25 protein-coding genes are annotated in these 24,680 nt (G+C 31.9%); 10 read left to right on the top strand and 15 right to left on the bottom strand.

From position 1 onward, the window contains the following. Nucleotides 1-93 precede the first annotated feature (93 nt). From L3J35_06020 to L3J35_06010, 3 genes are read left to right on the top strand one after another with little or no spacing between them, the layout of a single operon-like run. The gene (locus tag L3J35_06020) at nt 94-1,248 is read left to right on the top strand and encodes a hypothetical protein (GenBank protein MCF6365743.1); all 1,155 of its coding nucleotides are present in this window, start codon (nt 94-96) and stop codon (nt 1,246-1,248) included. Nucleotides 1,249-1,257: 9 nt separating this feature from the next. Continuing rightward, nucleotides 1,258-1,737, top strand: coding sequence for a gliding motility lipoprotein GldH (locus L3J35_06015; protein ID MCF6365742.1), 480 nt, complete (start codon nt 1,258-1,260; stop codon nt 1,735-1,737). Continuing rightward, nucleotides 1,721-3,730 carry a urocanate hydratase gene (locus L3J35_06010; protein MCF6365741.1) on the top strand — a complete coding sequence of 670 codons (2,010 nt, stop codon included), beginning with the start codon at nt 1,721-1,723 and terminating at the stop codon, nt 3,728-3,730. The genes L3J35_06015 and L3J35_06010 overlap by 17 nt, the downstream gene beginning before the upstream one ends. Before the next feature lie 31 nt (nt 3,731-3,761). Here the strand turns inward: L3J35_06010 and L3J35_06005 are convergent, their stop codons facing one another. From L3J35_06005 to L3J35_05995, 3 genes are read right to left on the bottom strand one after another with little or no spacing between them, the layout of a single operon-like run. Next, nucleotides 3,762-4,007 (bottom strand): CDGSH iron-sulfur domain-containing protein, encoded by a 246-nt coding sequence (locus tag L3J35_06005; GenBank protein MCF6365740.1) that lies wholly within the window; start codon nt 4,005-4,007, stop codon nt 3,762-3,764. A gap of 48 nt (nt 4,008-4,055) precedes the next feature. Further along, nucleotides 4,056-4,883 carry an ion transporter gene (locus tag L3J35_06000; protein ID MCF6365739.1) on the bottom strand — a complete coding sequence of 276 codons (828 nt, stop codon included), beginning with the start codon at nt 4,881-4,883 and terminating at the stop codon, nt 4,056-4,058. 29 nt (nt 4,884-4,912) lie between these two features. Next, complete coding sequence (locus L3J35_05995; protein MCF6365738.1) at nt 4,913-5,125, bottom strand: helix-turn-helix transcriptional regulator; 213 nt, start codon at nt 5,123-5,125, stop codon at nt 4,913-4,915. Nucleotides 5,126-5,343: 218 nt separating this feature from the next. Here L3J35_05995 and L3J35_05990 point away from each other — a divergent pair, with 218 nt between their 5' ends. Both L3J35_05990 and L3J35_05985 read left to right on the top strand, forming a co-directional pair. After that, the gene (locus L3J35_05990) at nt 5,344-6,882 is read left to right on the top strand and encodes a YifB family Mg chelatase-like AAA ATPase (protein ID MCF6365737.1); all 1,539 of its coding nucleotides are present in this window, start codon (nt 5,344-5,346) and stop codon (nt 6,880-6,882) included. A gap of 64 nt (nt 6,883-6,946) precedes the next feature. Beyond that, a complete protein-coding gene (locus tag L3J35_05985) occupies nt 6,947-7,477 on the top strand; it encodes a hypothetical protein (GenBank protein MCF6365736.1) in 531 nt (176 codons plus the stop codon). 26 nt (nt 7,478-7,503) lie between these two features. Here L3J35_05985 and L3J35_05980 read toward each other — a convergent pair whose 3' ends face one another. The 5 genes from L3J35_05980 to L3J35_05960 all read right to left on the bottom strand — a co-directional run bounded on the left by L3J35_05980 (nt 7,504) and on the right by L3J35_05960 (nt 11,538). After that, entirely contained in the window at nt 7,504-7,929 is a 426-nt protein-coding gene (locus tag L3J35_05980) for an IPExxxVDY family protein (GenBank protein ID MCF6365735.1), read from the bottom strand. Then, complete coding sequence (gene rnc, locus L3J35_05975) at nt 7,926-8,654, bottom strand: ribonuclease III (GenBank protein ID MCF6365734.1); 729 nt, start codon at nt 8,652-8,654, stop codon at nt 7,926-7,928. Before rnc ends, L3J35_05980 begins: the two co-directional genes overlap by 4 nt. A 9-nt stretch (nt 8,655-8,663) precedes the next feature. Further along, complete coding sequence (gene fabF, locus L3J35_05970) at nt 8,664-9,914, bottom strand: beta-ketoacyl-ACP synthase II (protein MCF6365733.1); 1,251 nt, start codon at nt 9,912-9,914, stop codon at nt 8,664-8,666. Nucleotides 9,915-9,983: 69 nt separating this feature from the next. Next, nucleotides 9,984-10,220, bottom strand: coding sequence for an acyl carrier protein (locus tag L3J35_05965; GenBank protein ID MCF6365732.1), 237 nt, complete (start codon nt 10,218-10,220; stop codon nt 9,984-9,986). 220 nt (nt 10,221-10,440) lie between these two features. Continuing rightward, the gene (locus tag L3J35_05960; GenBank protein ID MCF6365731.1) at nt 10,441-11,538 is read right to left on the bottom strand and encodes a histidine kinase; all 1,098 of its coding nucleotides are present in this window, start codon (nt 11,536-11,538) and stop codon (nt 10,441-10,443) included. Between the two features lie 242 nt (nt 11,539-11,780). On the opposite strand from L3J35_05960, the gene L3J35_05955 reads away from it, so the two are divergent. Beyond that, the gene (locus tag L3J35_05955) at nt 11,781-14,411 is read left to right on the top strand and encodes a carbohydrate binding family 9 domain-containing protein (protein ID MCF6365730.1); all 2,631 of its coding nucleotides are present in this window, start codon (nt 11,781-11,783) and stop codon (nt 14,409-14,411) included. 41 nt (nt 14,412-14,452) lie between these two features. Here L3J35_05955 and L3J35_05950 read toward each other — a convergent pair whose 3' ends face one another. The 5 genes from L3J35_05950 to glpK form a co-directional block, all read right to left on the bottom strand. Continuing rightward, nucleotides 14,453-15,622 (bottom strand): sigma-54 dependent transcriptional regulator, encoded by a 1,170-nt coding sequence (locus tag L3J35_05950; protein ID MCF6365729.1) that lies wholly within the window; start codon nt 15,620-15,622, stop codon nt 14,453-14,455. Between the two features lie 91 nt (nt 15,623-15,713). After that, the gene (locus tag L3J35_05945; protein MCF6365728.1) at nt 15,714-16,772 is read right to left on the bottom strand and encodes an SPOR domain-containing protein; all 1,059 of its coding nucleotides are present in this window, start codon (nt 16,770-16,772) and stop codon (nt 15,714-15,716) included. A 180-nt stretch (nt 16,773-16,952) separates the two neighbouring features. After that, nucleotides 16,953-17,507, bottom strand: a complete 555-nt coding sequence (gene ruvC, locus L3J35_05940) for a crossover junction endodeoxyribonuclease RuvC (protein MCF6365727.1) — start codon at nt 17,505-17,507, stop codon at nt 16,953-16,955. Between the two features lie 24 nt (nt 17,508-17,531). Then, nucleotides 17,532-18,422, bottom strand: coding sequence for a DMT family transporter (locus tag L3J35_05935; GenBank protein MCF6365726.1), 891 nt, complete (start codon nt 18,420-18,422; stop codon nt 17,532-17,534). Between the two features lie 10 nt (nt 18,423-18,432). Further along, nucleotides 18,433-19,917, bottom strand: a complete 1,485-nt coding sequence (gene glpK / locus L3J35_05930; protein ID MCF6365725.1) for a glycerol kinase GlpK — start codon at nt 19,915-19,917, stop codon at nt 18,433-18,435. A gap of 148 nt (nt 19,918-20,065) precedes the next feature. Between glpK and L3J35_05925 the strand changes: the two genes are divergently transcribed. The 4 genes from L3J35_05925 (at nt 20,066) to L3J35_05910 (ending at nt 22,442) form a co-directional block, all read left to right on the top strand. Next, nucleotides 20,066-20,377 (top strand): DUF4846 domain-containing protein, encoded by a 312-nt coding sequence (locus L3J35_05925; GenBank protein MCF6365724.1) that lies wholly within the window; start codon nt 20,066-20,068, stop codon nt 20,375-20,377. 56 nt (nt 20,378-20,433) lie between these two features. After that, entirely contained in the window at nt 20,434-20,889 is a 456-nt protein-coding gene (locus L3J35_05920) for a hypothetical protein (protein MCF6365723.1), read from the top strand. Further along, the gene (locus L3J35_05915; GenBank protein ID MCF6365722.1) at nt 20,886-21,875 is read left to right on the top strand and encodes an IS1595 family transposase; all 990 of its coding nucleotides are present in this window, start codon (nt 20,886-20,888) and stop codon (nt 21,873-21,875) included. Before L3J35_05920 ends, L3J35_05915 begins: the two co-directional genes overlap by 4 nt. A gap of 78 nt (nt 21,876-21,953) precedes the next feature. After that, nucleotides 21,954-22,442 carry a DUF4846 domain-containing protein gene (locus L3J35_05910; GenBank protein MCF6365721.1) on the top strand — a complete coding sequence of 163 codons (489 nt, stop codon included), beginning with the start codon at nt 21,954-21,956 and terminating at the stop codon, nt 22,440-22,442. A gap of 91 nt (nt 22,443-22,533) precedes the next feature. Here the strand turns inward: L3J35_05910 and L3J35_05905 are convergent, their stop codons facing one another. Then, on the bottom strand, nt 22,534-23,043 hold the full coding sequence (locus L3J35_05905) for a HAMP domain-containing histidine kinase (GenBank protein MCF6365720.1): 510 nt from the start codon (nt 23,041-23,043) through the stop codon (nt 22,534-22,536). A gap of 34 nt (nt 23,044-23,077) precedes the next feature. Next, nucleotides 23,078-24,496: a tetratricopeptide repeat protein gene (locus tag L3J35_05900; GenBank protein ID MCF6365719.1), complete on the bottom strand. Its 1,419-nt coding sequence runs from the start codon at nt 24,494-24,496 to the stop codon at nt 23,078-23,080. Nucleotides 24,497-24,680: the final 184 nt, after the last annotated feature.

Below are 24,680 nucleotides of genomic sequence, written 5' to 3'. Positions count from 1 at the left end.
AGAAATAAGAATTGAGAAAAACATCAACATATTAATTAAATAATTCCCGGAAAGGAACAAATACCTTCTTTGCTGTTTAACAAAACAGTAATAATGAAGACAGAAGATTATACTTTAAGAGGATGTGCTTCACAGGCAATAAAAAAAGGTGCAAAATGTAATCCTCACAGTTGCAACAAATTAAATGTATTTAACGATTTAAGAGGCTTACCGAAAACATCCAATACTCCGGATGTTGTTGAAGTACGCTTTAAAAATACAAGAAAGGCTTTTTATCGTAATGTTAACCAACTAATCCTTAAAGATGGAGATATGGTTGCCGTGGAAGCATCTCCCGGGCATGATATCGGAACAGTTTCTTTAACAGGAGAGTTAGTAAGAGAACAAATGAAACGTAAAAGCATCCCTATTGAAAGCAAATTAAGAATTGTTTACAGGAAAGTTAAACCTGCTGATATTGAGAAATGGGAAAATGCAACAGCAAGAGAAGATAAAATTATGCTTGAAACAAGAAGGATTTCTAAACGGCTCAAGCTTGATATGAAAATAGGAGATGTCGAATTTCAGGGCGATGGAACAAAAGCAATTTTTTATTATATAGCAGATAAACGTGTCGATTTCAGAGAACTTATAAGAGTTTTAGCCGATGAATTTAAAATCCGTATTGAAATGAGACAAATAGGGGCAAGACAAGAGGCCGGAAGAATAGGCGGTATCGGGTCGTGCGGAAGGGAATTGTGCTGTGCTTCGTGGATGTCTGATTTTGTATCTGTCACTACTGATACCGCAAGAGATCAACAATTATCAATGAATCCGCAAAAATTAGCAGGACAATGCGGTAAATTAAAATGTTGCATCAATTATGAAAAAGAAAGTTACAAAGATGCAATAAAAGCATTTCCTCCGAAAACAAACCTCGAAACAGAAGCCGGAACAGCCTACTTTATGAAAATTGATACATTCAAAAAATTAATTTGGTATTCTTTCAAAAAATACGGCTCTGAAAATGTAACTGCAATATCAGTAGAAAGAGCATTTGAAATTTTAGAGTTAAATAAAAACGGAAAAAAACCTGACACCCTTAAAGATGCAGGAGTTTCAACGATAGTTTCTTTTGGTTATGACGATGTCGTCGGACAAGAAAGCATTACAAGATTTGATAATAAAAAGAAGAAAAAAAGGTACAATAAACGCCGAAATAAATACCCCGGAAACTCAAACCGAAAACCAAGAAACAACAATGATTAATTTATTAAAATGAAAACTCTTTTTATTACGATTTCCGCTTTATTCTTAACACTTGCTTCATGCAATAACAATGTTGTCATTTCTGAAAATAGAAAAGTTGAATCGGAGATATGGGAAATTGACGAAGATATTGAATTTAAAGCAGAAATTACTGATATTAACAAATTTTGTAATTTTTATATTGAAATAAATATTAATGAAGACTTTTTAACAAACAACTTATGGCTTTTTATTCGCACACAATCTCCTTCCGGCAATACCCAAAATGACACATTACAATATTATATTGCAGATGAAACAGGTAAATGGTACGGCACCAAAAGCGGAAAAATCATAAAAAATAAGTTCTTATACAAATCAAACATAAGGTTTCCGGAAAAAGGAATCTATACTTTTAACCTTATGCACGGAATGAGAGAAAAAGACCTTCCGAAAATATCTGAGATAGGAATAAAAATAGATTTAACAAATAATGACAATGACTTTTAAAGAACAAATTCAACAAGGAATTCCGAAAAACTTACCCCCTAAAAGAAAATATCCCGAAGGAATAAACAGGGCTCCGAAAAGAAAAGACATATTATCAAAAGAAGAAAAACAACTTGCCGTAAGAAATGCTTTACGTTATTTTCCAAAAAAATGGCACCAAGAACTTGCACAAGAATTTGCACAAGAGTTAAATAATTTCGGGCGAATATATATGTATCGTTTTAAACCCGGCTACGATTTTTATGCTCGTCCTATCTATGAATATCCTGCAAAATCTCAAAAAGCTGCTGCAATTATGTTGATGATTCAAAATAATTTGAACCCTGCAGTTGCACAACACCCCGAAGAACTGATAACTTACGGAGGAAACGGTGCCGTATTTCAAAATTGGGCACAATATTTAATAACTATGCAATATTTGTCAATAATGACAGATGAGCAAACTTTAAATTTATATTCGGGGCATCCGATGGGATTGTTTCCCTCTTCGAAAGATGCTCCGAGAGTTGTTGTTACAAACGGAATGATGATTCCAAATTATTCTGAACCTGACGATTGGGAAAAATTTAATGCTCTCGGAGTTACACAATACGGGCAAATGACCGCAGGCTCATTTATGTATATCGGACCGCAAGGAATTGTTCACGGAACAACCATTACCGTAATGAATGCCTTCAGAAAAATACTTCCGAAAAATGAAACCCCGGCAGGAAAAATTTTTTTAACAGCCGGGCTCGGAGGAATGAGCGGGGCCCAACCGAAAGCAGGGAATATTGCCGGCTGTATTACTGTTTGTGCCGAAGTTAACCCGAAAGCAGCAAAAAAAAGACATGAACAAGCTTGGGTTGATGTTTTAACAGAAAAGATGAAAGATTTAATAAACAGAGTAAAGCTGGCACAGAAAAACAATGAAGTTGTTTCAATTGCTTATATCGGAAATATTGTTGATGTGTGGGAAGCTTTTTATGAGGAAAATATTTTTGTTCATGTGGGCACAGACCAAACTTCATTGCATATTCCCTGGACAGGAGGTTACTACCCTGTCGGCATTACTTACGATGAATCAAATTTGTTAATTCGAAAAAAACCGGAACTTTTTAAAGAAAAAGTACAAGAAAGTTTACGTCGGCATGCAACTGCAATAAATAAACATACTGCAAAAGGAACTTATTTTTTCGACTACGGAAATGCGTTTCTTTTAGAAGCATCACGTGCCGGAGCTGATGTTATGGATGAAAACAATATTGATTTTAAATACAAATCTTATGTGCAAGACATACTCGGTCCCATGTGTTTCGATTACGGATTCGGTCCTTTTCGTTGGGTTTGTACTTCGGGCAAACCGGAAGACTTAAACAAAACCGATGAAATTGCAATGAACATTCTGCAAGAAATTATGGAAAATTCTCCCGAAGAAATTCAATTGCAGATGCAAGATAATATTAAATGGATTAAAAATGCAAAAAAAAACAAACTGGTTGTAGGCTCGCAAGCTCGTATTTTATATGCTGATGCCGAAGGTCGAATTAAAATTGCCGAAGCTTTTAATAATGCTGTTGCCGAAGGAAAAATAGGACCTGTTGTTTTAGGAAGAGACCATCACGATGTAAGCGGAACAGACTCGCCTTACAGGGAAACTTCAAACATTTACGACGGAAGTAAATTTACAGCTGATATGGCTATACAAAATGTTATAGGAGACAGTTTCAGAGGAGCAACATGGGTATCAATTCATAACGGCGGAGGAGTCGGCTGGGGAGAAGTTATAAACGGTGGATTCGGGATACTGCTTGACGGAACACAGGAAGCAGAAACAAAACTGAAAAAAATGTTATTTTATGATGTAAATAACGGAATAGCTCGAAGAAGCTGGGCAAGAAATAAAGAAGCATTATTTGCTCTAAAAAGGGAAATGGAAAGAACTCCCGATTTAAAAGTTACTGTTCCTAATTTGGTTGAAGACATGATTATTAACGACCTTTTCAAAACGTAAAATAAACATTGCAATAATGGTATCGCTTTAATTATAATTTTGCATGTGTTCCGTCGCATAAAGGCTTATTCCCGGTATGTTTACACATACATATTGCAACTTTACCGGTTTTTTCCGCAACAAAAATATGCGGAGTAAAATCTGTTCCTATATGTGAACCGTCACAAAAAGCTCCGCCTTCTTTTTTACTTAATCCGCATGAACACCACGCATAACTCTTTCCGGCTTCTGTTTCAAACATCAAAGGTTTATTATCTGCAATATTCGGATTTTTCATATCTTACATTTTGTATTATAAAACATAAATATACGATAATATTTGAAATTAAGGAATAATATCCGGATTAATTTCTGTTCCGCAAAATTTGCAATGTACAGCATCAGGGTCGTGTCCTTCTTTCAAACAATTCGGACAAACCTGTGTGCTTATCCCCTTGCTTTTATTTACTTTATTCATTTCAGAAGTAATGATTCCGGTAGGTATTGCAATAATTGCATAACCGAGAATCATAACCGCACCTGCAATAAATTTTCCAAAATCAGTAACAGGAGCGATGTCTCCGTACCCCACGGTTGTCAAAGTAACAATTGCCCAGTAAATACTTTGCGGAATACTCGTAAAACCACCTTCTTTATCTTCAATAAGGTACATAATTGTTCCGAGTAATATAACGATCATTATTACTGAGAAGAAAAAAACGCCGATTTTTTGTTTACTTGCAATTAATGCTTTCATTAAAGATTGACTTTCATTTACATAACGAGAAAGTTTGAATATTCTGAAAACACGTAATAATCTGAGAGAACGTATTACAGCAAGGCTGTGTGCACTTCCGGGAATAATTATTCCTACATAGGTCGGTAATATTGAAAACAAATCAATTATTCCGTAAAAACTAAGTATGTATTTTGACTTTTTATTTACAATTGCTATTCTTATAATGTATTCAATTGTAAAAATTACCGTAAAAAACCATTCTGAAACTTTTAAAAATTGGGGGTATTTACCGCTAAAACTATCAATACTTTCAAGCATAACAGCAAAAACACTTAAAAGTACGGCAAAAAGAAGGAAAATGTCAAAAGCCTTTCCGGCGGGAGTATCTGCTTCAAAAACTATATCATATAGTTTTCGTTTTAATTTTGAATTCATAGATGACCGGATTCATAGAATTGCGAGAATTATTTATTTTTAAAATCAGAATTTTCTAATTTAAAAAGATCTTCAAGTGTTATTCCGAAATATTGTGCAATTTTAAGAGCTAAAACCGTTGAAGGAACAAACTTGCCTGTTTCAATAGCATGAATGGTTTGTCGTGAAACCTCAACTTGCTTTGCCAACTCAGCCTGTGTGATTCTTTTTTTTGCTCTTTCTACTCGTATAGTATTTTCCATTCTTATAGATTGATGTTTTTTACTAAATCAAAAAGCATACCAAGTATAAATATTTAATTTTTTGATGTTTAATTGATTTGCTTAGTTAGAATTAAACATAAATTATACCAAACGTAAACTAAGAATGTATTTTTGTAAATTATACGGTATTCTTAACCGTTGTTTTTTGGTTTAATATTTTCTTATTAACTTTCACACTTTATGATAATCTCTATAAAATGCTTGTAAAAACATACGGAAGTGCTGTTCAAGGAGTTGATGCAACAACTATTACCGTTGAAGTTAATATTTCAAGAGGAGCAAATTTTTATTTAGTCGGTTTGCCCGATGCTGCAGTTAAAGAAAGCCAACAAAGAATTGAATCTGCATTAAGGGTTCACGGTTATAAAATACCCGGAAAAAAAGTTGTAATAAATATGGCACCGGCAGACATCCGCAAAGAAGGTTCATCTTATGATTTGACCCTTGCAATAGGAATACTTGCTGCAGATGAAAAAATAAAATCAGATGAAATTCATAAATACGTTATAATGGGAGAGCTCTCCCTTGACGGCACATTACAACCGATAAAAGGAGTTTTGCCGATTGCAGTCCAAGCCAGAGCAGAGAAATTTAAAGGTTTTATTCTTCCGAAAGAAAATGCCAAAGAAGCTGCAGTTGTTAATAATCTTGAAGTGTACGGTGTTGAAAATATAAAGGAAGTTATTGATTTTTTTGATGAGAAAGTAAAATTAGAGCAAACGATTGTTGATACACGAAAGGAATTTTATGAGAACACAGCACTTCCCGATTTAGATTTTTCAGATGTAAAAGGACAAGAAAACGTAAAGCGTGCTCTTGAAATTGCCGCAGCCGGCGGACATAATATTATTATGATAGGCCCTCCCGGAGCAGGAAAAACAATGATTTCAAAACGAATACCTACAATATTGCCTCCTTTGACTTTACAAGAAGCCTTAGAAACAACCAAAATCCATTCAGTTGCCGGAAAAACAGAAAAAAATGCTTCTCTTATAACTCAAAGACCATTCAGGTCTCCGCATCATACAATTAGTGATGTTGCTCTTGTGGGCGGAGGGCAGTTTCCACAACCCGGTGAAATTTCTTTGGCACACAACGGTGTTTTATTTCTTGATGAATTGCCTGAATTTAAAAGAACTGTTCTGGAAGTTATGCGACAACCTTTGGAAGACAGGAAAATTACAATTTCAAGAGCAAAATTTACGGTTGACTATCCTGCAAGTTTTATGTTGGTTGCTTCTATGAACCCGTGTCCTTGCGGTTATTATAATCATCCGGAAAAAGAATGTGTTTGCGGAAGCGGTGCTGTTCAAAAATATTTAAACAGAATTTCAGGACCGTTGCTTGACAGGATTGATATTCATATAGAAGTTGTTCCTGTTCCGTTTTCAAAATTAGATGATGCAGAACCGGGAGAAAGCGGAGAAATGGTAAGAAAAAGAGTTATTGCAGCCAGAAATATTCAAGAAAAACGTTTTGAAGAATTTAAAGAGATACACAGTAATGCACAAATGACTCCGAAAATGATGCGTATTTATTGCGGAATTGATGGGGCAGGAGGAGCATTATTGAAAAATGCTATGGAAAGGCTCGGACTATCAGCAAGAGCTTACGACAGAATATTAAAAGTATCCAGAACAATTGCAGACCTGGCATCTTCCGAAAAAATTAAATCGGAACATCTTGCCGAAGCTATCCAATACAGAAGCTTGGACAGGGATAGTTGGGGCGGATAGGCTAAATATAAATTTCATTTGAAATTATGATTTTAATAACTTAAATTTGTGAAAACCAAAAAATATGAAAAATTCAGTTATCTGTTTGTTAATAATTTTATTGTTTTCTGTTGCTTGCAATACTGAGAATAAAGAAGAGAACACATCCGAACCGGAAGTTGCAGTAAATACTGTTCCGATTAATGTTGAGGATGAACAAAATAATATTGACTCGGCAAATGACACAAAGAATGAAGAAATAATTATTGAATCAGAAAAAGATTATATTAGTAAGCCCGTAGAAACTAAAAATTACGGTGTTTATCTTGCAAATTTTATCAGTGCAAGTATGGTTGAGGGAGAAATAGGATTACATTTTATTGAAAAAGATACAGAGAAAAGCATTGATTTTTATTATTCTGATATTGATCCTGTTGAGGAGGGTTTATTTTCGTATAAAGAGGTTGAAGATTCATTTTTTCCTGAATTAGTTTCTAATCCGGAAATTAAAGATGTAGTTTTTAAGTTATTCTGGAAAATAGAAAATAGATACATAGGTCTTGCAGACGAGTATGAAGATGTTATGGTTTTAAAAAGTGTTGAAATATTAAACTAAGTCTGATTTTTTCCTCGAAAGTTATTTTAAACTTCAAATATTTTGCTCATTATCTTTTTTAAAACATTATCTGCTTGCAGTATAAAACTGCCGTTTATAAAATCGGAATTACTAATTCTTTGTAGTATCTCTCTCATTTGGACAGAATCAGTTTTAACGAAAAGAAAATAATCAATGTTTTTGTATTTTAAAGATAATTTTTTTCCCTTATCTTGGTTTGACAATAATAAAAAAGCATCTTCATCAGAATTAAAAAATGAAAACAAAGAAAAATTCAAAATTTCGTTTTTTTCATTTCTTTTCATCTCAACAGAGATATCCTCAACTTTTGACAAGCTAATTTTAAGAGTATCATTCAAAGACCAAGCAATTTTATAATCGGCATATAAAGATGAAATCCCGATAACTTCATTCTTTTGAATAATTTCCGGCTTAAATCTTATTTTTTTCAAGGTTTTAGATTAAACGATCCTTCTTTAATTTTCTCAAGTGCCTGCTTAGATGCAAACTGTTCAGCTTCTTTTTTTGAATATGCTTTCCCCTCTCCTATTATTTTTCCGTTAATTTTTAGTTGCGAATTAAAGTCTTTTGAAACTTCCGAAATAAAATCTGTACAAAACTCTATTTCAATTTTATGTTTTTGCGACCACTCAATAATTCTACTCTTATAATTTGTATCAACAAATTTAAGTTTATTCAAATCAATATGTTCAACCATAATTTTCTGAGACACAAACTGTTTCGCATATTTAAATCCTCGGTCAAGATATATTGCTCCTATCAGAGCTTCAAAAGCATCTTCATATATCCTCTCAGAAATGCTTTTTTCAGATTTTACAAATAGCAGCTTGTTTATATTTAATTTCTTAGCAAGTTCCGTTAACTTTTTTCCGTTAACTATTTTTGTTCTCATCTGAGTTAAAAAACCTTCATTCGCAGTAGGAAATCTTTTATAAAGCAATTCACTTATCACTGCATCTAAAATTGCATCTCCTAAAAATTCAAGACGTTCATTGTTTTGAAGAGAAACTTCATAACATTCGTTAAAATCAGCAGATTTATGTGTAAATGCTAAGACATAATAATTAATATCCTTAGGTTTAAAGCCTAAAAGTTTTTTTAAAGATTTTATAAATCTTCTGTTAACACAAGGACTTTTTTTAGAAGAACCCGTCACAAAACCTGATTATTCAAATTTCTTAAAAATTAATGATGCATTATGACCCCCGAATCCAAATGTATTACTCAATGCAGCTCTTACTTCACGATGTTTTGATTTATTAAAGGTAAAATCAAGTTTAGAATCAATTTGCGGCTCTAACTCAAAGTGATTAATAGTCGGTGGAATATCTCCTGTTTTAATAGCCATAATAGATGCCATAGCTTCAATTGCTCCTGTTGCTCCGAGCAAATGACCTGTCATTGATTTTGTTGAACTGATACTTAAATTATAAGCATGCTCTCCAAAAACATTGGCAACTGCCTTAGTTTCAGCAATATCGCCTAAACCGGTAGATGTGCCGTGTAAATTTACATAATCAATATCTTCCGGGGTTAATTCGGCATCTTCAATAGCTGCTTTCATAACCATTGTTGCTCCTCTTCCTTCAGGATGCGGAGCTGTAATATGATGGGCATCTCCCGTCATTCCGCCGCCTGCAAATTCTGCATAAATTTTGGCTCCGCGTTTCACGGCATGTTCATATTCTTCAAGAACTAAAGCTGCTCCGCCGTCACCGATAACAAACCCGTCTCTTCCGGCATCAAAAGGTCTGGAAGCAGTTTTAGGATCATCGTTTCTGGTTGAAAGTGCTCTCATGGCATTAAACCCTCCGACACCCGCTTCTGTCACAGCATATTCTGAACCTCCTGAAATAAAAATATCTGCTTTACCTAATCGAATAAGATTATAAGCATCAATAAGTGCATGAGAAGAAGACGCACAAGCAGAAACTGTTGCATAATTAGGGCCTCTGAATTGATATTTAATTGAAATATGACCTGCTGCAATATCTGCAATCATTTTCGGAATAAAAAACGGATTGAATTTTGGGTCAAAGTCTCTTTGAGTATATTCAACAATTTCATCTCTGAAAGTTTGAAGACCGCCTATCCCTGATGCCCAAATTACACCTGCTCTGTCTAAATTAATTTTTTCAAAATCAAATTTTGCATCTATAACTGCCTCATCGGCAGCAATAATTGCATATTGAGTAAACTTGTCTAATTTTCGAGCAACTGGTTTTTTAAAATATTTAAGCGGGTCATAATTTTTAACTTCGCATGCAAATTTTGTCTTAAATTTGCTTGCATCAAAATTTGTGATCGGTCCTGCACCACTAACTCCTTTAATCATATTTTCCCAAGTTTCATTGAGATTATGACCCAAAGCATTAATTGTACCGATACCGGTTACAACAACTCGTTTTAATTCCATAAATTGTTTTTTAATAAAAAGAGAGTGAGGGCTATATTCTTAAAAAAACATAACCCTCAAACAATACATTTATTTTGAATTCTCTTCGATATAGCTTACTGCGTTACCGACAGTTGCAATAGTTTCAGCTTTATCATCCGGAATTGCAATATTAAATTCTTTTTCAAATTCCATGATTAATTCAACAGTGTCAAGTGAGTCTGCACCTAAATCATCAGTGAAACTGGCTTCTAATGTTACTTCACTTTCTTCAACTCCTAATTTGTCTATAATTATTGCTTTAACTCTTGAGGCAATGTCTGACATAATACTAAATTTTAATTAATAAATAAGTTTAATTTGTAATTTGCAAAGAAAATTAATTCTCCAAAAAAAACAAAATTATTCGTGCTTTTCTGCATTTAAACAAATAAGATATTAATAGGATTAAAAATGATTAACATCTAACCTTCAACAAAATAGATAAATAATTACATTAAAATCTTTTAACAATTTTTAACGTAAACCGTTTCTTTTTCTTAAAAGTCTATGTAAGATTTAAACGCATTACTGTTTTATACTCATTATCAGAGAATTTAACTGATAAAATAAACTTCTCGGGATATTGCAGCTCAAGCCTTTTTTTAAGATTTTTCATTCCTATACCTTCTCCGTTGTGATTATTTTCGCCCCTTAAGCTGTTTCTGACAGATAAATGAAATTCATTATATTCAGCAACCTCGATAAGAATCTTTATATAACCTCTCCCTACATTTTTATCCAAGCCGTGTTTAAAAGCATTTTCTACAATAGGCAGTATCAACAAAGGAGCAATTTTAATATTTGAGGTGTCTCCTTTTATGTCTATTTCAATATTTGTATCGTTCCCGTATCTTATTTTTTGAATATCAATATAATTTCTTATATTTTCAATTTCATTATCTAACTCGATACTCGGCACATTGCATTTATACAACATATAATCCAGCAATGATGAAATTTTCAAAACAACCTCAGGTGCTTTCGGGGATTTTTCAAGTGTTAAACTGTATAAATTATTTAAAGAATTAAAAAGAAAGTGGGGGTTTATTTGTGATTTCAAAAACTTTAACTCGGCTTCTTTTAATTGAAGGTTTATTTCCAGTTTTTCTTTTAATAAATTCTGTTGTCTTTTTTGAGACTTTACCCAAACTTTTGCTATTTTAATTGAGGATGCAATTCCTACTAACATCAACTTAACAGTCAGGGCTTGCACAAAGTTCTTATAAACAAACGATTCAAATGTAGGAAACGGTTTCCCCTCGGCTAAATAAAAATCGGTATAATCAACAAAATGCCCGAAGTATTGAAAAGGGAGAGTTGCAATAAATATTAAAATGAAAAAAAACAGAAAAGAAAATAAAGAAAATTTTAAATATTCTTTATTCAATAAAAACTTCGGTATTAAAAAATACAACATAAAATAGACTCCCAACATATCAGTCGGAGTATAATATTTTATATCATGCAATAGTGTTTGCAGAAAAGGTCTGTCATAAATAAAAGACGAAACCGCATCATAAGAAACAGTAACTACAGACCAAAACAATATATGGTATGCAATTCTTTTATAGTCAATATTTTTTATTTTTTCTGAAAACGTCACGAAAACAATTATTTTTACAAATTTAACTTAAAAATAATTACGGATGTATTTATATTCCCGAAAAGACGCTTTCTATATTACAAACACAAACTTAAGAACAACGAACTGCTTATATTTATCTGTTATCGCTGTTTGTTATTTCATAAAATTTGTTTGGCACATTCTTTTATATTATTAATGATAAAATACGATATTTGGCATAATTAATAAAACATCTTAACTTTTAAAACACTTTAACCAAAATGAAAAAATGCATATTCCTTTTATATATTTTCAGTATCTTATATGTCTCTGTTTCGGGGCAAACAAAGTCATCATACACTACTGAAAAAATACACAAATCATCAATAAAAATTGACGGGATTATTGATGAAAACGAATGGGAAAAAGTCAGTTGGGGAAATAATTTCACTCAACTTGAACCAAATGAAGCTGATAACCCGACACAAAAAACAGAATTTAAAATATTATATGACGATAACAATTTATATGTTGCAATTAATGCATTAGATTCCGAACCCGAAAAAATTGAAAAAAGAATGTCGAGGCGAGATAGTTGGGACGGAGATTTGGTTGCAATTCAAATTGACAGTTATAATGATAAAAAAACAGCATTTATTTTTGCCGTTAGTGCTTCGGGTGTTAGATCCGATGCTGTTTCTGTTAATGACAACATTGAAGACACAGATGACACATGGGATCCTCTATGGATAACAAAAACTACAAAAACAAAAAACGGTTGGACAGCTGAAATGAAAATACCTCTGAGTCAGCTACGTTTCAGCAATAAGAAAAATCAAACCTGGGGTTTAGAAATTGTAAGATATATATTCCGAAATAAAGAGTGGAGTATATGGCAATATATTCCGAAAGAATCATCAAGTTGGACAAGTAACTTCGGAGAACTAAACGGTATTCACGACTTAAGTCCGAAAAGGCAAATCGAGATTTCTCCTTATTTTTCAACAAAACTTGAATTATATGAAAAAGAATACGGAAACCCTTATGCCGACGGAAAAGATTTAATATTTAATGCCGGAATTGACGGAAAAATCGGAATTACAAATAACCTCACACTTGATTTTGCCGTAAATCCGGATTTTGGACAAGTAGAAGCTGACCCTTCGGAGGTAAATCTAACGGCATTTGAAACATTTTTCAGCGAAAAAAGACCGTTTTTTGTTGAAGGAAATAATATAACTGATTATCAAATTACACCCGGAGGAAGTCCTTGGTCGAGAGATAATCTATTTTATTCGCGAAGGTTGGGTTCAAACCCTAAATATTATCCGGAAACATCCAGGGATGAATATGTAAAAATGCCTGAAAACACAAGAATTATAGGAGCCCTTAAATTAACCGGCAAAACAAAGTCCGGAGTTTCAATAGGAATTATAGAAAGTTTAACAAACAGAGAATTTGCAAAAATAAACCTCAACGGAATTGAAAGAAACGAGGAAGTTGAACCATATACAAATTTTTTAGCTGCAAGATTACAAAAAGATATGAATGACGGAAATACAATTTTCGGAGGAATGATGACTTCAACATATCGATTTATTGATAACAAAAATTTAGATTTCTTAAATTCATCAGCTTTAACCGGCGGTTTAGATTTTATGCAATTTTTCAAGAATAAAAAATACTATTTTTCGGCAAAATTTGCAGGAAGCAGAATTGAAGGAAGTACAACAGCCATTTCCGAGCAGCAGCTATCTTCTCGAAGATATTTTCAAAGACCTGATGCCGATTACATGAATTATGATTCAACAAGAACAGTTTTATCCGGTTACGGCGGAAATATTAACTTCGGAAAACAAGCAAGTAAAGGCTTGCGATATGCTGCAAATTTTACTTGGCGTTCTCCCGGAATTGAATTAAACGACATCGGATATATGAGAAGGGCAAACACATTGTTTCAATATGTTTGGGCAGGTTATAAAATAACCGACCCTTTTTCAATTTTCAATCAAGTAGGACTAAATGCTAACGAATGGTCGGGTTGGGATTACAGCGGAACAAGCACATTTCTCGGCGGGCAATTAGGCAGTTGGTTGCAATTTAAAAACTTTTGGACGTTAAGTTTAAATGCTACTTTTGAACGAAAGAATGTTGACAATTCTATTTTAAGAGGAGGTCCGGCAATGATTACACCGGGAGGTTTCAATTACAGTTTCGGACTCGGAACAAATTCTACAAAGAAACTTACCATTAACACTCGTTTTTGGGATAATTACGGACAAGACGAGTCATCGAGAAGTTACGGAATATTTGCCAATATACGCTATCAACCGATAAATGTGCTGTCTGTTTCAATATCTCCGAGGTATAATTATAATAATACCGAACTTCAATATATTTCTACCGAAAATTATAATGGCGAAGATAGGTATTTATTCGGTACGATAAATCAAAAAACTTTCTCTGCAACAATTAGAATTAATTTTAATCTTACACCGGATTTTACTGTTCAATATTACGGTGCTCCCTTTATAAGTGCAGGCTTATATTCTGACTATAAAAAGATTACAGATTCAAGAAACAGCAATTATGAAGATAGGTTTTATACATTTCCGGAAAATGAAATAAACTATTTGTTAAATGATGAGATATTCGGAATATCTGAAAACGGTAACGGTATTTATGATTATTATATCGGAAAACCGGATTTTAATTATCAGCAATTTCGTTCAAATTTAGTATTAAGGTGGGAATATAAACCGGGGTCTTTATTATATATTGTTTGGTCGCAAGATAAAACCGGTTTCAGTTCTGACGGAGCATTTAATTTAGGCAACAATTTAAAAGATATGTTTAAGGTAAATGCCCTTGATGTATTTTTAATAAAAATATCTTATCGGTTTATTCACTAAGCTCAAATCCTGACAAGTTTTAAACACCTGTCAGGTTTGTTTTACTGTTTCCCGATAGGTTGTGCAAACATTTTCACATCGTTTGCTGTTATTTTCTCATCACAAAGAATAATTAAACGTTCAATAACATTCCTGAATTCTCTAATATTTCCTGTCCAATTTATTTTTTGAAGTTCCTTTATTGCAGCTTTATCAAATTTTAATTTTGCAGTACCATGTTCTTTTGTAATTTGTGTCATAAAATGTTCAGCAAGTAACGGAATATCCTCTGTTCTTTCGTTTAATGCAGGAACATGAATTAAAATTACACTTAACCTGTGATATAAATCTTCTCTGAACCTTTTTTCGGCAATTTCGTCTTTTAAATTTTTATTTGTAGCTGCAATAACTCTTACATCAACTTTAATTTGTTTATCACTTCCTACACGTGAAATTTTGTTTTCCTGCAAAGCCCTTAAAACTTTGGCTTGTGCCGAAAGGCTCATATCTCCGATTTCATCCAAAAAAATTGTGCCTCCGTTAGCTTGTTCAAACTTTCCTGTTCTTTGTTTGTGTGCCGAAGTAAAAGAACCTTTCTCATGCCCGAACAGCTCACTTTCAATAAGTTCCGAAGGAATTGCCGCACAATTAACTTCTACAAAAGGCTGTTTACATCTTTTACTTTTTTCGTGCAAACGATGTGCAACTAATTCTTTTCCGGTTCCGTTATTGCCGGTAATTAAAACACGAGCATCAGTTTCGGCAACTTTGTCAACCATTTCTCTTATATGTTGTAAAGCTTCCGAATTGCCCACCATTTCGTATTTTTTGCTTACACGTTTTTTCAGAACTTTTGTTTCGGTAACTAATTTACCTACTTCCAAAGCATTTTTAATTGTAATTAACAAGCGGTTTAAATCAAGGGGTTTTTCAATAAAATCAAAAGCACCTTTTTTTATTGCTCCGACTGCCGTGTCAACCGTTCCGTGTCCTGAAATCAGAATAAATCGAACATCAATTCCTTTTTCAATAACTTTTTCGAGAACTTCAATACCGTCAATCCCTGGCATCTTAATATCGCAAAGGGCTATTTCAAATTCATTATTTTCAAGTTCTTTTAAGCCTTGTTTTCCGTCTTCTGCAAGAATAACTTCGTGTTTTTCATATTCTAAAATATCTTTCAAGGAGTTTCGGATTGCTTTTTCGTCGTCAATTACAAGTATTTTTGCCATAATAAAGTTAAATTTATTGTAAAAGTATAAAAAAAGACTGCCTTTAATGACAATCTTTTTTTTAAAATATTTTTAAACAATGTTCAGAAGTTTATTTTTTCATATCATCAGTAACTTCAATTTGATTTCCGTTTTTATCAAATACAACTATAAATGCATCATAAACAGAAGATTGTAACAGCCTGTCTCTTAGGCTTGCTGCTTGTGAATAAGTAGAGAATGAACCGACTCTGTATTTATAATAATAGTTTGCATATACTTTTTCAATTTCTGCAGTATTACTGTATTTAGAAGCTAACTCATAATTTGACAATGCCACTTTTGAAGCTGCAATTTGTACTTTAAAAATATAGTTTGATTTAATTACGGGTTGCTTATTTTTTTCTTCTTCAGCTTTTAATTTTCGTATCATTGACCTTGCACTGCTTACATATTTTCCTGAAGGAAAGTTATCTATATAATCTTCATAGGCTGCAATTGTATTAATGCTTTGAGCATTTGCCCATGCTGCTTTATCTTTTTCAACAGATTCTTTTTTTCGCCCTTGGTTTAAAACAATATCTAAGGCTTCTTTTTGTTTGTCGTAAGCATCTTCTTTTAATCTTCTTGCATCGCCTATTGCTCCTTTAACTTTGGAAGAAGACATTTTCTTTAATGCTTTCTTATCTCCGGTTTTTTTATTGTATTTCGCCATTTTTTTATCGGCATCTTCTATTAAGCTGACGGCATCATCATTTAATGCTTGTGCTTCTGTGTGGTCTCCGTCATCAAAAAAATCTGCTCCTACAATTATTTCGGAATAAACTGTTGTTGCATCTTGGTATGCTTTTAGATAGTCTTTTTCTGCTTGAATTCTTAGTTTTTTTGCTTCCCAAGTTTTTTTATCAGTTTTACTTGCTTTATTTTTTTTCTTCTTTTTCTTTTTTTTCTTCTTTTTCTTTTCCGGCTTTTTATATTTTGATTCGATTGTTTCTGCTTGCTTTATTTTTTTGTTTCCTTTTTCAATATACTTTTCTGCTTTTTCTAATACTTTCTTTTGAGATTCATTAAACAAACCTTCTGCAGCTGAATAAGTTAACTCTTGTCCGAAAACTCCGCCCGAAAACAGAAAAAAGATTAGTCCGATAAATAAAATCTTAGTAAACTTCATAATATTATGGTTTTTAAATAAATACTTTATATAGCAAACAATTATTTTGCCGGAAATAACATTTTGTATGTAAATTTTGTCTTTTTTTAATGCACTGTTTACATATTTCTAATACAAACTTAATAAATAATATTTAAACAATAACTTTTCAACCGGTTTTTATTGTTTAAATTAACCGTATTACTTCTTTTTAACCCTTCCGGGATTTTTGTTTATAAATTCCTTCCAACTTTTATATGAACCGCCACCTATTATTTTTGATTGATAATTATGACAAAGGGCAACCGCTAAACCATCAGTTGCATCAAGTTTTTTAGGAATTTCTTTAAATTTTAATATGTTTTGAAGAAAAACTGCAACTTGTTCTTTTGAGGCATTTCCGTTTCCGGTTACTGCAATTTTTATTTTTCGGGGTGCATATTCAAAAACAGCAATATCTCGTGAAAGTGCCGCAGCAATGGATACGCCTTGTGCTCTGCCTAATTTTAACATCGACTGTACATTTTTTCCGAAAAAAGGTGCTTCAATTGCCATTTCCGAAATATTATATTCATCAATTAGTTGAACTGTTCTGTTAAAAATCAGTTTTAACTTCTCATAAGGGTCTTTTATTTTTGACAAATCAATATAACCAAAACTTTCTAGTTGGGGTGTTTTCCCTACGATATTAATTACCCCCCAACCCGTAAAAATTGTTCCGGGATCTATTCCTAATATGCTTTTAGTTTCTGACAATCGTTATTTTTTTGATAAAGATGTTTATTTTCTTTGTTTTTTTTTAATTTGTTGAATAAAAATTCCTGATATAATAAAAATAAGACCTATAAAAGTTGTGTAATATATATTCTCTCCGAGAATAAAATGAATAAATATTAAAGCAAAAAAAGGAGAAAAAAACACAAGATTACTTATGCTGTCGTTTCTGTCTGTTATTTGTAGTGCTTTTAACCATAAGAAAAAAGTAATTCCCATTTCAAATAAACCAACATAAATTACTGCTAAAATTCCATTTAATTTCGGAAGTTTAAATTCTGAAAAAAAGAATATACTTATTGAAATATAAATTAAGCCGAAAAAGAATGCCCAAAACAACTTTTTTTCGCCTGTTCTTTTATCTTTTTGATTAAATATCCAAGATAATGCCCAAATAACAGAACTTCCGGCTGCAAGAATAACTCCGAAAGGTTTCTCAACTTTGAAATCAAACACATTACCCTGAGTAGCAATTACATATACTCCCAAAAAACCAAAAAAAACAGAAAGCAAACTTTTTATTTTCAGTTTTTGCCCCAGTAAAGGAGCTGATAAAAGCACCAACATTGCAGGCCAAAGATAGTTTAGGGGTTGTGCAATTTGTGCCGGCAGCAAGGAATATGCTTTAAATAAAATCACATAATATAAAAAGGGGTTTAAAAACCCTATAAATGAGGAATACAGCAATTCTTTTTTCGTTATTGTAAAAAGCGTTTTTATTTTTCCGGAAAGTAAACTTATTATAAGGTAAGTAAATAAAGCTACAGCAGATGCAAAAAACAGAAGTTGCAAAAAATTTACATACCTTAAAGCAATTTTAAAAGATACGGCAACTGTTGACCAAAGTAAAACGGCAGATATTGCGTATATGTATGCTTTTTTTTGGCTTGTTTTCATTTTAAAATAATTATTTCAACATACACCTCCGAACCGCAAGTTTCCAACCGGCATAAAGTTCATTACGTTTTAAATCTTCCATATTCGGATTAAATTCTTTGTCAATTTTTCGTTTTACCATTAAGTTTTTTTCTGTCCAAAAACCGGTTGAAAGTCCTGCAAGAGATGCGGCACCGGCAGCAGTTGTTTCAACAACTTCGGGTCTTATTACGGTTTCATTCAAAATGTCAGCCTGAAATTGCATTAAGAAGTTATTTACGGATGCTCCGCCGTCAACGTTCAGTTCTTTCAGTTCTATTCCTGAATCGGATGACATTGCATCAAGAATGTCTTTTGTTTGATATGCCAATGATTCCAAAGTTGCTCTCACAAAATGATTTTCTGTTACTCCTTGCGTAAGTCCCGTAATTATTCCTCTTGCATTCATATCCCAATACGGAGCTCCGAGTCCGGCAAAAGCGGGAACAAAATAAATACCCTCGCTTGAATTTGTTTTTTTAATCATGTTTTCCGTATCGGGAGCAGAGTTTATAATTTTTATTCCGTCACGAAGCCATTTAATTGCCGCACCGGCAATAAAAACGCTGCCTTCAAGTGCATAAGTCACTTCTCCGTTTAATCCCCATGCAATTGTTGTAAGCAAGCCCGATTTTGAACTAACCGGTTTTTTGCCTGTATTCATCAACATAAAACAACCTGTTCCGTATGTGTTTTTTGCTTCGCCTTCCGAAAAGCATTGTTGCCCGAAAAGTGCAGCTTGTTGGTCGCCGGCAATTCCGGCAATCGGAATTTCGCAACCGAACAGTTCTTTTGTTGTTGTTCCGTAAATCTCGCTTGAGTTTTTAACTTCGGGAAGAATTACCTCCGGAATATTTAAAATTTCAAGCATTTTTTTATCCCATTGCAATTTCTTAATGTTGTAGATTAAAGTTCGCGATGCATTTGAATAATCTGTAATATGAAGTTTACCTCCTGAAAGCTTCCAAATAAGCCAAGTATCGACAGTTCCGAACAGCAAATTGCCTTGTTCCGCCTTGCTTTTTGCCCCTTCAACATTTTCAAGAATCCAATTTATTTTTGTTCCGGAAAAGTATGAATCTAACAACAATCCGGTGTTTTCTTTTACATAATTTTCAAGACCTTTATTTTTTAAATCTTCGCATAAAGCGGAAGTTCTTTTATCTTGCCAAACAATTGCGTTGTAAACAGGCTCTCCGGTGTTTTTATCCCAAATTACGGTTGTTTCTCTTTGATTTGTAATACCTATTCCGGCAATTTCTTCGGGATTAATTTTTAAGCGGGTTATTAGTGTTTTTACTGTAAGGTATTGGCTTTCCCAAATTTCGTGCGGATTATGCTCAACCCAACCCGCTTTCGGATAAAATTGTTTAAATTCTTGTTGCTCAACACCTACAATGTTTTGTTCTTTGTTAAAAATTATTGCTCTGGAACTGCTTGTTCCTTGGTCTAATGCGAGGATGTATTTTTTATTCATTTTAAATACTGATTATAACACAAATGTAAATAAAAAAACAAAACTCTTTCAATTTGATTGACCGTAAAATTTATTAAAACACAAAGAATATTTAAAATAAATTTTAGTTTTGTATAAAACAGAATTATTCCAATTAGCATTTTTTAATATGAAAAACATTATTTTAATTCTGCTCGCAGCCGGCACAATAACAATTTCTTGTAATTCGCAAAATTCTGACAATAAAAAAGAGACAAAAGACACTTTGATTATTGAAAAAGTTGTTTTTAACACCATTGAACAGCAGGAAACAGCAAAATACACGAATGTTGAATCAATACCTGTTCCTAAAGGGTACACAAGAATTGAAGTTGGTTCCGATTCTTATGGGAAATATTTAAGAAATCTTGAATTAAAAACCGAAGATAACATAGTGTATTTATATACCGGAGAATTAAAATATAACGGAATTATAAATTAATTGGGCGTTAGTGTTTTTATAGCTAATTTAGTGGTTTTAATCTAAAATCCAAAGCTATGAAAAATTTCACAATTAAAGCATCAATAGTAATTGTAATTCTAACAAAAATAGAATCCTTATGGTCTTTATTCAATTTAACAATAAATAATCAAGAAATGGAAATAATTCAAATAGATGGACAAACATACTGGATATTTCAGGCTATAAGTGCTATTGGAATATTTTTATTAGCATACTTTTTAATCTACAAAATTGAAAAGTTAAAAACAGAATTAAAAATAACAAAAATTATATATGATATTAGAAATAGAAATTTATTTAAATCTGATTTAGACAGTCTTGATTTTGCAAACGAAGAACAAAGGAGAGAATTTATAAATAAAAAATATAAAAACTATCTTGAATTAGAATGTAAGGATGTTGAAAATTTGGCAACAAATATTTTAGATGAAAAACCATCTAAAATTAAAAAATTAGTACAAACGATATATGAAGGAAAAACTATAAAATGAACATTATCCAAATAACAGAAAAATTTACTACTGACATTGATGCAGTTGAATATTTTGAATCATTTCGTTGGAAAAATAAACGTAAATGTCCTTATTGTGGGGAACTGCATAAAGGAAACCGAAATAAAGACAAAAGGTTTAAATGTACATATTGTAAAAAATCTTTCTCTGTTACTACAAATACATATTTGCACGATACAAGAATACCATTAAAAAAGTGGCTTTTTATGTTTAGTATTATATCAGATGCAAAAAAAGGATTATCAGCATTACAACTTCAAAGAAATCTTGATATTAGCTATCCAACTGCCCTTAATAGTTATCATAAAATAAGGGAAATGATGATTTTAGAAAACAACGAAGTTAAATTAGAAGGAATTTTAGAACAAGATGAAACATTTGTCGGAGGCAAACCACGTCCGATGTCAAACGATGAATGTTTAGAACCAAAAGAGCGAAAAGAATTAGATGAAAAAATCAAAGAATATAAAAAAGAAGGTTTTAATTTTGAAACAAAATCAAAGCGTTATGTTGCATGTGATAAAGATATAAAACGTGGCAGAGGCTCTCAAAAGAAAATACCGGTTGTTGGTTTAGTACAGAGAGACGGAAATGTTGTTGCTGAAGTAATGAAAAAATTATCATACAAAGAATTAAAGCAATTAGTCGAAAAGCATGTTAAGAATAAAGATGAATCCCTTGTTATAACTGATGAATTTAAAGGGTATAGCCAGTTTAGCAAAATAATAGAACATATTAAAATTGAACATTCTGAAATGTATTCATACAGAGGCATTAACACAAATACTATAGAGAGTTTTTGGGCTTTTATAAAAAGGCAGATAATGGGGCAACATCATCACGTTTCAAAAAAGAAACTACATTTGTATGTTGCAGAAACAGTCTTTAAATTCAATAATCGTAAAGATGATGATATGTTTGAAACATTAGTAAAATTAAGCATGACAACTAAAAAAAGCAATTAACCCAATTAATTTATAATTCCGAAATATAATCAATCGGTACAATTTGCCGTACTGAAAATTGATGCAGGAACAAGAGATTTGCAACAATGTGCAGATGCCGTAATGCGATTAAGAGGAGAATATTTATTTGGGCAAAAAAGATATTCTGACATTCATTTTAATTTCTTGTCTGACGGAAAACCGAGATTTTTCAGCACTTATGCAAAAGGAGATTTTTCTCATAAAAAATTCAGAAAGTATATGGATTATATTTTTTCTTATGCTAATACTGCATCTTTGAAAAAGGAGCTTAAAAAAGTGGAGTCGCCGAGAAATATTCAAATCGGAGATGTTTTTATACAAAAAGGAAATCCTTACGGACATGCTGTTAGCGTTATGGATGTTGCAAAAAATGATACAGGAGAAATTGTTTTTATGTTATCGCAAAGTTATATGCCGGCACAGGATATTCATATACTAAAAAACCCGAATGATGAGAATTTATCTCCTTGGTATAAATTGAAAGAATCAGGAGAATTAAATACTCCGGAATGGACTTTCAGTTTTGATGATTTAAAGCGATTTTAAATTTTAATTAATATAATCTGTTTTTAATAAGGAAAGTTTATTATCAAAGAGAATAATATTGTAAAGACTATCTATTCAAAACATAGAAAACTTAGTTTTGTTTTGAAAGCGGTATTGTTATAATAAACGAACTTCCTTCTCCCTGTTTGCTCTTTACCTTAATTGTTCCGCCATTTTTTTGTATAAAATCTTTACAAACAGACAAGCCGAAACCTGAGCCTTTTTCATTTTCTGTTCCGAAAGTTGAAAAATCAAAATCAGCTCTGAATAACTTTGAAAATTTTTCTTCTTTAATCCCTATTCCGGTATCTTTAACTGTTATTATTACATCTTGATTATTTTTTTCTGAACTTACAATAACTTCTCCGTTTCGCTCAGTAAATTTAATCGCATTAGTAACCAAATTTCTTATAACAGCAGCTATCATAGATTTGTCGGCAAATACTTCCGTTGATTTATCACACAGCACTTTTAAATCTATATTTTTAGCTTCTGCCGAATTTCTTATTATATAAATACTCTCTTTAATAATATCATATAATAAAATGTTTTCGGGTTTATACCTCATAATTCCGGCTTGTGCTTTTGCCCAATCTAACAAATTTTCAAGTAAATTATATGTGCCGGCAGCTGTATTATAAATAATAATCGGAAAACATGTTTACTTTATCAAACTTACCTTTTAGTGTTTGCTCTTTAATTAACTCGGAGAAACCTAAAATTGACTGAAAAGGGTTTTTTAAATCATGGGCAAGCACAGAAATAAACTTATTCTTTGTTTTGTTTAATTTCTTTAATTCAAAGGCTAACTCACTCATTTTGTCTCTTTGTGAAGCAATTTCTTTTCTCTGTTTTATAACAGATTCATTCAATTCACTCAAACGCTTATTGGCTTTATTTTTTTTCTTATTTGCTCTTTTCAATTCAAAAGCTAATTCGCTCATTTTATCTCTTTGAGCAGCAATTTCAGAACGTTGATTTAATATTGCCTTATTTTTCTCATTGATTTCCTTATTGGTTTTAAGTTTTTTTCTGTATGATAATATCAAGAATAAAAAAAGACCAAGAATAATGACTATTGAAATAATTCCGAACAAAATTGTTTGGTTTTGCTTTTTTATTATCGCTTCGTTTAGGTTTTCAGTTTTTTTATAACTTTCTATCTCTAAATGTTGTTTCTCTGTTTGATATTTGTTCTCTAATTTTTCAAATTCAGAAATTTTACTTATATCGAATAAACTATCCTTAACAGTTACAAATGAATCCAAATATAAAAAAGCATTTTTATAATCATTTAATCCTTTATATGATTGAAATAATCGCTCATAAGAATAATTTATTAAAATCAGAGAATTAACAGACTTGGCCGTAGTTAATGCAGAATCGGCATAACTTACAGACAGCCGGTTGTAGTTTTTTTTCTTGTTAATAATTTGCTCTTTTTCAGCCATTAAAAAATAAACTTCTGATAAATTACAAAATGAAATTGAAACAGAACTTTTATCCCTATATTCCTCTGACATCTTTTTAACTTCCAAATAGGTTTCTAATGCTTTTTTATAATTTCCCTTGTTTAAGTGAAGGTTTGCAATGTTTCCTAACTCATAGAAGATATTTTTTCTGCCGTTTATATTCTTTGAAGAACTAATTGATTTTTGATAGTAGTATAGTGCAGAATCAGGCATATCCAATGATGAATATACCAAACCGACATTATTGTATGTGTTTTGAAGTTCTTTATAATCGCTGCTTTTCAAAAATTGTAACGAAAGCATATTATATTTTTGTGCTTTTGTAAATTCTTTAAGGTGATAATATGTATAGCCAAGTTTTAAATATGATTTACTTATACCTATTGAATCATTATCTTTTTCAAATATATTTAACGCATTCATAAAACAATCAAAAGACTTATCAAGCTTACCCTCAACAATTGAAACGCTTCCCAAAGACAAATATGAATATGCAGTGCCTTTTTTATATTTTAATGTTTTTGATAGTTGCAGGGCTTTCTCCGCATAATATAATGCAGAATCTGAACATTGATTCAGCATCTCTGCAGATAAGTCATTATATAGATTAACTATTTCCTTTTTATTTTTTGTTTTACCTAATTCTACTTTACGAAGTTAAAAAAATGCTCGAAATAATGAAAAAAAGTTGTTAGTTTGATTGTAAATTGTTAATTTAGAACAAATTATACAAGCTATTAATATCGCTGATTTTATTTGATAAACT

It is taken from the genome of Bacteroidales bacterium (assembly GCA_021648725.1).
In the GTDB taxonomy this organism is placed as follows: domain Bacteria; phylum Bacteroidota; class Bacteroidia; order Bacteroidales; family JAADGE01; genus JAADGE01.
The sequence above is the reverse complement of the archived record's forward strand: the minus strand, read 5'-3'. Positions and strand labels throughout refer to the sequence as shown.